The organism is Paenibacillus sp. J22R232 (assembly GCF_056269165.1).
On sequence record NZ_JBWDNK010000002.1, the window covers coordinates 896,436 to 908,980 of the forward strand.

6 protein-coding genes and 1 pseudogene are annotated in these 12,545 nt (G+C 50.0%); 4 read left to right on the forward strand and 3 right to left on the reverse strand.

Going from position 1 to position 12,545, the window contains the following annotated elements:
- Positions 1 to 65: 65 nt before the first annotated feature.
- Positions 66 to 275, reverse strand: coding sequence for a hypothetical protein (locus AC0YN3_RS10300; protein WP_475774969.1), 210 nt, complete (start codon positions 273 to 275; stop codon positions 66 to 68).
- Positions 276 to 324: 49 nt separating this feature from the next.
- Here AC0YN3_RS10300 and AC0YN3_RS10305 point away from each other — a divergent pair, with 49 nt between their 5' ends.
- Together AC0YN3_RS10305 and AC0YN3_RS10310 are read left to right on the forward strand one after the other, a co-directional pair.
- The gene (locus AC0YN3_RS10305) at positions 325 to 480 is read left to right on the forward strand and encodes a hypothetical protein (RefSeq protein WP_475774970.1); all 156 of its coding nucleotides are present in this window, start codon (positions 325 to 327) and stop codon (positions 478 to 480) included.
- A 1,543-nt stretch (positions 481 to 2,023) separates the two neighbouring features.
- Positions 2,024 to 8,824: a CBM96 family carbohydrate-binding protein gene (locus tag AC0YN3_RS10310; RefSeq protein WP_475774971.1), complete on the forward strand. Its 6,801-nt coding sequence runs from the start codon at positions 2,024 to 2,026 to the stop codon at positions 8,822 to 8,824.
- 300 nt (positions 8,825 to 9,124) lie between these two features.
- Here the strand turns inward: AC0YN3_RS10310 and AC0YN3_RS10315 are convergent, their stop codons facing one another.
- Positions 9,125 to 9,301 (reverse strand): hypothetical protein, encoded by a 177-nt coding sequence (locus AC0YN3_RS10315; RefSeq protein WP_475774972.1) that lies wholly within the window; start codon positions 9,299 to 9,301, stop codon positions 9,125 to 9,127.
- A gap of 140 nt (positions 9,302 to 9,441) precedes the next feature.
- Here AC0YN3_RS10315 and AC0YN3_RS10320 point away from each other — a divergent pair, with 140 nt between their 5' ends.
- On the forward strand, positions 9,442 to 10,914 hold the full coding sequence (locus AC0YN3_RS10320) for a DUF1961 family protein (RefSeq protein WP_475774973.1): 1,473 nt from the start codon (positions 9,442 to 9,444) through the stop codon (positions 10,912 to 10,914).
- 387 nt (positions 10,915 to 11,301) lie between these two features.
- Positions 11,302 to 11,544: pseudogene (locus tag AC0YN3_RS10325) on the forward strand (DEAD/DEAH box helicase family protein); the annotation flags it as partial.
- 111 nt (positions 11,545 to 11,655) lie between these two features.
- On the opposite strand, the gene AC0YN3_RS10330 reads toward AC0YN3_RS10325, so the two are convergent.
- Positions 11,656 to 12,498, reverse strand: coding sequence for an AraC family transcriptional regulator (locus AC0YN3_RS10330; protein WP_475774974.1), 843 nt, complete (start codon positions 12,496 to 12,498; stop codon positions 11,656 to 11,658).
- Positions 12,499 to 12,545: the final 47 nt, after the last annotated feature.

The following is a 12,545-nucleotide window of genomic DNA, read 5'->3' on the forward strand; positions in this document are numbered from 1 at the left end:
CATGAAGTTTAAAATACAATCCATTCAAAAGGAGATGCATTTGCAGCTCGTTACGTTTGCTATTGTTATTCGCCTTTTAGCGTGAAGACTTTGCCTTTAAAGGTACCAATTTCGTAGTTTTGAACTGTTATGGGGATCTCGGTTATATCCGTCCATTTTGGAAGATCAGAACCTTCCGTGTAAGCGGTGGTCGGCTGATTAGCCACGTCTACGGTTAATTCGAAAGGTTCGAAGTTTGAGCAATTAAGCTTCTCGACATACAGATCTTCTGTCACTAAACCGCCTTCTACGCGATGGTCAAAGTCCAATGGGCAATTAGAGCGTATGTTTGCTACAGAGCTTCAGCGCATGATTTTATATGCCCTGCAGCAACATCATTTCATTAATGCAGGGTTACAGACACCAAGTGGCCGCGATATTTCACTGTATGACGTGGATGGTGAAACTGTAATTGGTGTATTTCATGTTGGAGGAAAGTAAAAAAAGTATGCTCAAGTGTTACACTAACGGGACACGATAGTTCTATAATACAGCAACTTCGGACACTGTATTTTCTCAAGACAAATAAGAGGCTTACACATTGTAAACCCCTTTTTGAGCTGATCGATCCATCGCCTCAACTACTATATTCAATTATATTTTTTTGATTTCTAAAACATATGCGGCTTGCCGCCTTAAGGCAGCTGCATCACACGCGCTGTGTATCTAATGGTGTAACTGAGTGGGTGTTATGATGCCTGGCCGTCATTTTTTTTCGAGAACCCGATGAAAAAAATTAAGTATATGATCGGGTAGAGAATTTGAAAACGTATTTGGATATGGTTCCATAAGCTCGAGCTCATTAAATGAGCTATTAATAAGTTCACCGTGTAAACGAATGTATGGTTTTAATCTCTTTGATGTTAATTTCTTGGATTTTTTATTCATGCTAATCGTTAATGCCTCCCGCAGATTAGGATATATGATTGTATGTCAGGGAAATGTGATTTGCCTGTGCATTAGTCTATCAATTCGAAAATGCCAAGAAACATGTTACTGCTCTGGAGTTACCGTAGGACATAACAAAAAAGAGCTTCAGTTACAACTCTCATTCATGCCCTCCTCATGCTCCACATTTCTCCATCAGTCGTTTCGACCCTTTGTAGCGGACAAGATTGTCCTTTCTTGGACATGATGGCAAGCACTTTCCTTTGCGTGCGCGCCTTGGTTAATAGCGATTAAATATGCCAATACTGCAGATACCGGTGTCTTTCTATTGGGTAAAGGGGATATGCGACACTTCCTCTTATTTCGCCAGGAAGAATGACAAGTACATGGACCAAACGGGGAAATGTAGTATCTTATGACGCCGTTTGCTTGGAGGAACATAACCCCCCAGAAAGAGGAGTGTGAAACTGGTGATAACACCTGAACCGATAGAGTTGCAATACATAAAACGACTAAGTGACGAAGAGAATACTCTGATCGAAGCGCTACGAACAATCCATATGCCTCCTGCTGCTGCTTTACTGCTGGTTAGAAATGAACTGAAAGGACCGTTGGAAAACGTGACGATGGCAGAAATCCTGGACGGGTTCTTGGCGAGGCATACAGAAGGAGATGTCAGGTGAGTCGGCTTTTTTTGAGCCCCGTCCTGCGAAGGGAAGTCAACAAGTCAGGCCATGTAATGTCAGAGGACAAGAACATATATGCATTAGAAGCCGCGTAAATTGCGGTTTTTTTGTTTTAAGGATATAAGTTTTTGTCTTGTCCAAACTCAAGCACAAAAACTTATATCCTTAACCGAAAAGGACAGGCACAGGCGCGATCTATATAGATAATGTGAAGGTAACGAATTAAAAACGATTAAGAAAGAAGAGGACGCTCGCTTCGTATGAAGCGGGCGTCTTGCGTCCAGCGATGCAATCGGTTCTCTGCAAGTTCAAAATATTCTCTAGTAATCCTCCAAATATGGTCTAACCATATTTTGTAGAAATGCTAGTATACTTGGGCTAGAAATGAAAACGATTACAGGAGGTGCGTGATGAACAAACGCAAGTTGAATCAAAGGATAATTCTTTTTCTTGTTGCCAGTTTAATCTTGACCCTGTTCACGGGGGCGTTCGGGGAAATGCCGGAAACGGCTGAGGCAGCCCCCGTTCAGATTGTGGCGGAAGCGGATGCGATGTTAAGCTCTAAACCGAGCGAGATAAACACGAATTTTAGCGATCCGGTTAATAATCAGATCCTTTTGAGAACCCGCCTGCCTGTAAATCCGGATGATTTACAATATGGCATCCTGAGATTTGATGTCAGCTCCGTTCCGAGCAATGTGACGGAAGCCAAGCTTCGGTTATTTTTTACTGCCCAAGGTCCTGGCGATGTGGGTGTTTATGCCGTCGCGGATGACAATTGGATTGAGGGCGGAGCGGGTGGAATCACCTGGAGCAGTAAGCCTGAGCATGGTCAGAGAATTGCTGATTTTACCAATCTGACATCAACTGCCGCTTACAATGAAGTGGATATTACGGAATATATTCTTCAACAGAAAGAGTTGGACGGTAAAGCTAGCATTATGCTGATTGCGGATCCAGGCGCTTACAGACAGGTGTTCACAAGAGAGCGGATATGGGACCAAAAGCCGCATCTTGCTATAACGGCCGATACAGCGGCCCCCGTCTATGAGAGCGCCTCGGTACATGAAGGATATGCAGGAGTCGATCTCGCCTTTAATGAACCGATCTTGAAGTCGGATGCAGTCGCGGACTTGAAGGCGAATGTGTTATTGGCTCGTAACGGCATTGATTATGACCCGCTTGGAGAGAACGATTCGGCGGCAATTGCGAATCGCAAGCTGACGATTACGCTGGATGAGCCGCTTGAGGGAGGCTTGAATAAAATCAAGGTGCTCGCAGGCACATTGCGCGACGCTGGTGGCAATTCCATCGCCACGAATATTGAAACGGACAATTTGCTAGGAGCTGATGCGCCCGTTCCGGAGCCGGTGTATGAGAATGGACGTTCTCTGCCGGCGGCAGCCGACGCTCAAGTGGACAGCGGCACAGCCAATGTGAATACGAATTACGGGACAAGCACCACGATGTCGCTTAAGGAAGGCGGGAGCCTCTATAACCGCCGCATTTACATGAAGTTTGACTTGTCAGATGTGAATGTGTTGAATAGCGCGTTGCTTAGAGTGTTTTTCACCTCTACAGCGGTAGCGGGTAATGACTCTCTTGACCCCGTGAAAGTATATGCCATTACAGATGACAACTGGAGCGAGACCGGAGCTAACGGCATTACTTACGCCAATCAGCCAGCCGTCGGCGAACTTATAGGCACGGCATCGGTCAATGGCGCTCCGGGCTGGTATGAATGGGATATTACATCGTATATTAACGCACAGAAATCGGGTGACAAGATCGCTTCTTTGGTCATTATCGGTACGGCGACTAATGCCAACAGAGTAGCCGTGGCCAGGGAGAGCGCTTCGAACAAACCACATTTGCTGCTTGATTACGACGTCGTTCCGCCCGATCTTGGAGGCGGCGCAGTCAGCCAGAAGAACAAACGAATCGAGCTGCTGTTCGACGAGGATGTTCACAATAACAAGGCGGATTTGGCCGCGTTAAGGAATGAAATGTCTTTGGCAAGAGCTGGAGGAACGTTCGTACCCCTAGGTAGCGGCGATTCTGTCGTCATCGAGCAGAATAAGCTGGTCATTCAATTGGAGAATCGACTGAGCGAGCAAGGCGCCAAGATCAGAATGAATGCGGGCGCATTAAAGGATACGGCGCAAAACGTTACGCTCGAAGCTGTAGTATCGGATGCTCTTCAGTATGATACGGTAGCTCCCGTATTGAACGCGAACGTTCGTCTAAACGAGTCGCAGAAGGTCGCAATCATTTCGGCGGATGAACCCTTATTCCGCGCAACGGCGAATGACGCCGATTTGAAAGAGGCTGTCTCCTTCGCCGCCGATGGGGAGGATTTCGAACCTTTGGGTACCGGCGATACGGTCAAATTGTTGGACGGAGAATTGGAAGTGGCGTTCGCAAGCAAGCTGACGGGCAATCAGAGCCGAATCCGAATCGCTGCCCAAACGGCAGAGGATGCTGCGGGCAATGTACAGGCAACGCTTTATACATCTGCTCCCATTATTGCGGATTCCACGCCGCCTAATCTGGTACAGGCGTACACCATTAATCGCAACAAAAAAATCGTGCTGGCATTTAACAAAAGCATCGTCAGCCAATTGGCCAACGAATCGGACTTTAAAAATGCGCTGAAGTCGTCATCGGACGGCGGCGCTACCTACCGCGCTCTGGGCGCTAATGATTCCGTCAAGGCAAGCGGCTCGACGATTACGGTTATTATGGAATCGCCTGTCAGCGGCAACGCCAACCGAATCAAGCTGGAGGGAGGCTCCATTAAGGACCTCGCGGGCAACGTGCTTCAGACGGAATTGATTACAGGCAACATCGCTGCAGCCGACACCAAATATCCATATGCGCCTCCGAGACAAAGCGATCAGTTGGCTGCATTGACGGATGCGGCGAGTATCCGATTTGGTAATCTGGACGCTGCGCAAGGCTCTGCGATTGAAGAAAAATCCGGGAAAGCGTTCAGCGTCATTGCCGAGACGATTGCCTCGGGCAATCGCGATCCGCAGTATATCGATTTATTCGTGTCCACGGTCAAAAAAATGATTACGACGCCGGAATTCATGCCGAACTTGCAGGCGGGACTGGATTCTCGCGGACATGGTTTTATGTTGTACGGGCTTGCGCTTCTGTGGGACGACAACGAAATAATGGAAAGATTCGACAACGAAGATAAATCGAAGCTGGACACCTTTCTGAAGGCAGCGCTGATCAGTTCTGCCTACACGGTAAGCGATTACGATCATGCCGGCAATCGCAGACCGGGCAACCGCCCGGCCATGAACGGGGATATGAATACGTGGATCGGAACGGGCGTCAACTACTGGGAGCCTAATCTGACGTTATTTTATTCCGCCGCGCTTATGCTCGGGCTCGAGAATGTGGATGAAATCATGCAATCCTACAAACATTCGACTTTTATTGAGGAGTTGCACAGCCAAGGCCTGACGGAGATCGAGAAAGCCTTCAGGAAAACAACCAATTTCTCCACAGCCGCCACCGAGGAGCTTCGATTGGAAGAGAAAGCCGCCAAGGTGGAAGGAACGATCAAGAGCAGTTTGTGGTCCTTCAAAGGCATATCCATGAAAGAGATGCTGGAGAACCCGATGAAAATGCATGAAGCGACGCAGAAGCTTTCGTGGACGCATCCTGCGGAGGATGGCGATTATTTGGGACAAATGGGCATGGCTCATGAGTTCGACACCGTCGATTCTATGGGCTCGAGGCAAAGCGCCATGTATGTAGCGCGAGGCATCGACCCTTCATTGGTCAATCGCGTCATTATGGATTATTACGGCTTCTGGCATGCGCCGGGCAACGAAGCGTTGGCGAATACGGTAGATAAGCTTCAGCGCGTTGGAGTATCGGATTATTATGCCAAAGTGACTAACGGCTTTTATTCACAGTCCTCGTACGAGGTCAAGATGGATTATATAACCAGCTTGAATTATGCCGTTAACACGATGCTGTCGTTAGGCCTGATTAATCCGGCCTTATGGAATGATACCTTTAATTATTCCGCGTCCGCGCCAATGAACAATCATTGGACGGTAGAAGGCGGGCAATGGAACGTCATCAAGGACAGCGTCATTCCGTACAACACGAAGAATCCGCTGACCAACTTCCCGAATGCCGTTCCGGTGGATCCGAATGAAACATTGCTTTACCAAAGCGATGCGAACAACGCTACTCTTGCTTATTCGAAGCAAACCTTCGGCAACGTCAACTATCATGCTTGGCTTGAAGCGGAGCAAGGCGGAGATGTCGGCATACTGATTCGGGCGAGAGACAAGGATAACCATTATCGCATGTCTTATGGCAACGGCAAGCTGTCCGTTGTCAAAGTCGAAGACGGAGTTGCCGAGGTGCTGGAGGAAAAACCGTATGCCTGGATTGCCGGTGAACCTTATCGGTTCAGGGCGGTGGCTGTCGACGATGAGCTATCCTTCTATGTCAACGGCGAGCTCCAGCTAACGGCTACCGATAATACGATTACCCAAGGGGCCGTCGGTCTGTACTCCTCTGGGACGAAAGCGAAATTCGACGGCGTTCTTGTGCAGAACGCCAAGCTTGAGGCGCCGAAACTGGAGTCGTTAACGGTCGGCAACGGCCAATTGACGGTTCGTTACGGCAATGTGCCGGGAGCAACGATGTATCGCGTGAAATACGGCACGGCTTCCGGCGTGTATACGAATGAATGGATCACCTCAAGCCATACGCCGGTAATTAGCGGCTTGACGAACGATACAACTTATTACGTTGTCGTCACGGCCGTGCACGGCAGTCAGGAATCGGCTCGTTCGAACGAACAATCCATGACGCCTAGAGTGCCGACGGCAGCAAAGCCGACGTTGACGAGCGTCATTGCGGATGGCGGCAATGTGCGTATCAACTTCACAACCGATGCAATTAATACGGAGTATACGATTAAATATGGGCTGAACCCGGGCAAATACACGCACGTAGTTGAAGATTTGCCCGGATCGGGTTACGTGATCCCGCTGCCGATCTCCCAGGTGCCGTATTACTTTGTTGTCGAAGGCAACAATGATTTCGGGCCGAGCGCTCCATCGAACGAGCTGCAAAGTTCGGGCAACGGCACGCAGTTGTTTAATGATCATTTCAACGATGGGGAATATGCTACCGACTGGATATTGTCAACCGGATCGCCGGTCATGGAAGCAGGCCGGATCAAGACGGGCGGAGGCGACCCCGAACGGCTGTGGCTAAAACAAGGCAGCGACTGGAAGGATTATGTCATAACGACCAAGTTTGAGCTCCCTTCGGAAGATATAACAAAGGATGTAGCCGTCTTGGCCCGCATCGACACTTCGGCGAATTATTATGTTGCCGGATATAAGTACGACAAGGCCGCGGGAACCGAGAAGGTTACGTTTAGAAGGAAAGTGAATAACGCGTTCTTGCCGGACATAACGGCAGACTTCGTATTGGACAAAAATGTGGCCGAACATACCTTGAAAGCTTCCTTCAGCGGAAGCGAAATTAAAATTTACATCGACGATGCGTTGGCCTTGGAAACGACGGATACTTCGTTAACCACTGGCACGGTCGGCATCTTCTCCGTGAAAACGCCCGTCTACTTCGATGACTTTAAGGTGGAGCTGCTGAACGGGCTGCAGAAGCCGGTCATTGCCGAGGCGAAGGCGAGCGGCACGAAGGCAACTGTTACATTTGATGAAATTCAAGGAGCAACGGGCTACAAAATCAAATACGGCACGCAGCCGCGCGCCTACTCGAATCAGCTCACCGTATCGGGTTATTCCGAGAATGGGGCTGAGCTGACAGGTCTGACGCCGGGGGCAACCTACTATGTGACGGTCAGCGGCTTCAATGCCAAGCTAGAGAGCGAGAATGCAGCCGAAGCGGAATTCAAAGTTCCTTCGGGACCGGTATCGACGCCGGATCCGGGTCCAACTCCGACGCCGAGTCCGGGTAATGGGAATACGGATGCTGGTTCGTCCGGCACCCATGATCCCGTCATTAAGGACGGAGTGGCGAAAGTGACGCCGACCGTATCCGGAAACAGAGCCAAAGCGGTGCTGGCAAAGGAAGCGCTGGATGCCTTGTTTACACAAGCAAGCGCAGGTGGGGACGGCGTGAAACGCGGCATCATCGAGATTGTGCATGCAACGGGCAGCGGGGCGTATGCACAGGAGCTTCCAGCCGCATGGTTCGCAGCTGGGAGCGGCGAACAACGACTGGAAATTCGGACGGCGGTCGGTACAATCGAGCTGTCGGACGAGATGTTGTTGAGTGTCGATCTGGACGGAGCAGTCTCCGTCGAGATTCGGATAGAAAAGGCAGACCCGGCCAAGCTAAGCGATGAGCTGCGGGACAGAATCGGCAATCGACCGGTTGTGGAGCTATACGTGCTGGTTGACGGCAAGGTGATCCCATGGGACAACAACCGCGCTCCGGTAACGGTGTCCATCGACTATGATCCGACAGCGGAAGAGCTGGCCAATCCGGAGCATATCGTCGTCTGGTACATCGACGACAGCGGCAGCGCGGTGAGCGTCCCGTCGGGACGATACGATGCGTCGACGGGCATGGTAACTTTCACGACAACCCACTTCAGTTCCTATGCGGCCGTGTACGAAGTGAAGACGTTCGCCGATCTGGCGGGCTACGCTTGGGCGAAGAGGCCGATTGAAGTATTGGCGTCTAAAGGCATTATTCAAGGCATATCGGAGAGCAGATTCGCGCCGGGGGCGGCCATTACGCGTGCCGACTTCCTCCTGCTGCTCGTACGGACGTTCAATCTGCATGCGGAAGCGGATGCTACATCCTCGTTCGCGGATGTGGCGCCTGGTGACTATTATTACGAGGCGGTGGGCATCGCGGAAGCGCGGGGCATTGCCAAGGGAACAGGCGACAACCGTTTTAATCCGCGGGCTGGGATTACACGGCAAGATATGATTGTGCTGACGGCAAGAGCGCTGGAAGCGGTGGGCAAGCAGGCAGGCCATGGCGGCGAAACGTCGCTGGCAGGTTATAAGGATACTTCGGAAGTAGCGGACTACGCGCGTGAGAGCGTCAGCGCGTTCGTGAACGCGGGTCTGATTGAAGGCAGCGGAGGTAAGCTAAATCCGAAGTCGAACACGCTCCGCGCTCATGTTGCGGTGCTGCTGCACAGGATTTATAACGACTATATGGAGTAACAGAAGTGCGGCAAGAGGAATCGAAGGATTCCTTTTGCCGTTTTTGGTGCGCGGCTAGCTATTTAAAACGGCGGTCTCGCCATGCAGCCGACGCTTTTTCCTGTCCTTCAGCAAAGCCTTGAGAGGCTGATGCCCGTCATGTTTTGAATTGTTTGCTGGAATAATAAATATTTTGATATCCCAGCGCTTCCGCGACTTACCCGACTGACATGCCATGATGCCGAAGCAAATATTCTGCGCTTTCAATCCTTTTCTCAATGAAAAAGCTTTCGAGCGTTTGTCCCATCAGTTCTTTGAAATTCAACGAAAAATAGCGCCGGCACAAATAGGCGTATGCCGCTTCAATTGCAAATGAATATTGGTTACAGTAAGCGGCATGTCCGGATTATCGTTGCGATTCCACTTCCAGTTGCGTTCGCATATGGATTTGCCGAAATGGGGAGAAAGTAATATCGATTTAGAGGACAGCGTTGTCATACGTACGTCACCTTACTTTGAATGATATGTATTGTAGTATAAATTATTTGTTCAAATATAACATTTATTTTATAGCGTTTCATCGGTATCATGAAATGGTTCGAAAAGAAAATTGTATAAATAAAACTGGAGGGCTGCACATGTTAGGAAGCGTATTGCACCATTATTTGACATCCACAGAGGGCGAGGCTCTATTGGAAGGTATCGACGGATCTGCCCGCGTGTTGAAAATGAACGGCAAACGTGGCGTTAACACCACAAGTATTCATTCGAAATTGTGTATGGATCGTCATAATTTGAATGACGACGAAGGAACGGTAAGTTTCTGGATGTTCGTTATGGAGGATTTGAGCGCGGCTCCGTCTTATTCCTGGATGGGCAAGCATAACGATGCTTTTGCTTATTTTCCGCTCTTGACGGATGTCAAGGAATACGACAGGGCGCTGGAATCGCACTTCTCGCTGATGTGGGATTCCGGGTGGTATCCGCAGTTCAACGCGAAGTTTTATCGCGGCAGCATTTACCCCGATGCGTATGCCGCGCCGCAGAAAGCGGTGGCGTCGGCCAATCACTTTCATTTTGACAAGCATAAGTGGTACAACATCGCCTTGACATGGAGCAGAAGCAAGCAGTTGATTCGGTTGTATATAAACGGTATTCTGGTAGCCATAGAGGATCAGACGCATAAGGGACTCCTTTTCGAGCGCTCCGGCGATCGGTTGTACGCGGGAAATCCGATGTTCTGCTTGAGCGATATCAAGATGTACGGAGCGATGGCCGAAGAGGGCGATGCGAAGGCGCTGTATGAAGAAGAACCATCTCTTCATGATGAGCAACTTCAGGAGCAATTGACGTCTATCTACGCTCCGCGGCAATTGATGCCGTTCCAATGGGAGCCGGATTCGGAGGACTGGACGGAAGAGCTGTCCCTGACGCTTGCATCGGCCTCCGATCTGAAGAATTTCTATGTGCAGGGCTGCGTCGACGCACCGTCGATTACGGAGGAAGGGCTGCTGGTGGAGACACCGATGCAGAATCCGGCGCATGATCTCCAATCGGTGGAAGAAGGCAAGCGGCATGTATATCTATGGACGGAGAAAAGCTTCGAGGGGGACTTGTATGTCGAATACGAATTTAACCCGTTGCAGACGGGCGGATTGAGCCTACTTATGACTCAGGCCACTGGGATGCAGCGAGAGGACTTCATGAACGATTACGAGCGGAGCACGCATGGGACGATGAGCATGGTATGCTGGGAGGATGTGCGCAATTACCACTGGGAGTATTACCGGGAGATGAACGATGTCCGCAATGACCTCGGATCGAGCGCGCTCATCAAAAATCCGTTCCAGAAGCCGCTTGCGTTCGGCTTGCACGGTGAGCAGCTTGACAAGAACAAGTGGCACAAACTGCAATTTCTGCAAATCGGGAACCGGTTGACGGGCGCTATCGACGGGAAGATCGTGTGGCAAGTGGAGGACGATGGGCATGGCAATTCGGGGCCGGTGCTCTCTTCCGGCCATATCGCGATCCGTTGCATGATTCGTACCCGAATGATGTTTAGAAACTTGAAGGTGTACAACCGGCAGACGGCATTCGAGGTAACCGAGTGAAGACTTCGCCAGGCAACGAGTCGCGATAACAACGAAGAAATCCGTTTTGATTCCTTGAAAATTAACAGCACGAGCGACATGTATTTGCTGGGCGATGTCGATCCCGACGACCAGATGCTGGGATTTATAGGGCTATGACCCGTAGCGTACTCCCATCGTACCGAGGCGCTCGTTTTTTTTCAAAGCGGTAATTTAATGCTCTACAGGAATGCTAACGAGTAACGTTAGTTCAATGAAACAGCGACAGTCTAGGAGTTTATTTTCGCATCCTTGGCTGTCGCTGTTTCAATTTCTGAGGTCAGTCTAAAACTTATTTTATGAAGTCTGACATTATTACAATAGAAAATCAACGTGGAATAAAGATACTCAGTCTAATCCTTTATTTCTATCGACATTAACGATTATTTGGCAAATCGGGATTCGGAGTGGATGGGCCCGATCTATCATTTCCTAGGGTTAACGGTACACTCGGTTCAATCGGGCATGAGCCTGTTCGTAAAACGGGAAGAGTACGCCGCGGATATACCGTATGTTACGGCCAAAGAGGCGGGATTCGATTATTTGCGCGACACGATTGCACTAAACGAAGTCGATACGGTGCATCGTTCTTACCACTACGTCAGCGTTGACAATCGCCTCGGTTTGCATGGCGGTGATATCGTTGCGAACCATTGCAAGCGGCATTCCCCTCATCTCCTTTGGTCTTTCCGTTGTATAAATTCACCGTATATGGGCCTGCCTTCAAGCTTCGGAAGCCAAAACCCGCAAGCCTCGCGGCGAATAGCCATATTTGCGCTTAAACGACCGTTCAAAATGGTTCAGCGTATTAAAGCCGGAAGCCAGACAAACCTCCGTGACGCTCATCTTGGACGAGGCGAGCAAGGCGTGGGCGAATTGCAGCCGAATGCTGAGCAAATAATTTTGAAAGGTCAGCCCCGTTTCTTTACGAAAGCGCTCGCTAAAATAGTTGGGAGAAAGGTTGACCTGCAAAGCGACAACCTTCAGCGTTAATGTCTCGCGAAAATGGTGCTGCATATACACCAATGCCTGCTGAATGAGCGTATTCGTCCCTCTGGCCTCGTCGTCCTCGCCTAACCTTGAGCAGCACCTGAACAGATCCAGCAGGATGCGATTGAGCGTATAAGCAATGCCCAGCATCCGGCCTTCTTCCTCCCCCGCATACTCCCGCCACAGCCGTTGAAAATCAGCAGCCATCCAGGCTGCCTCCTGCTCCTCAAGCTGTACGGTCTTCTCTTGCAAATGGCGAAACAGCAGGAGACGAACCCTGTCATCCAGCAGCTCATGCGAGAATAAAACATTGAATTTTCTGAGCGTATTCCCGGGATTTGCCCTGACCTCATGAAAATCGGCGGGAGTCAGCAGCATAAGGCCGCCTTGTCTCAAGGGCTCCTCCTTGCCGTTCAAGATTTGGGTCCCTTCCCCCTCCAAAATATAACTCAGCTCGTAGAAGTCATGCCAGTGCATAGCTACCGGAGCTTTCAACTCACTCAGAGTCATATGAAAGGACGCGGTCGAGCTTGTAAAGTCATGCATGAGCAACCGGGTCGGCTCTCTTTTGTTCATCTGCTTCCCCTCAACTTTTGAGATTCGCCTTCGCGTCGCTGCCGCGA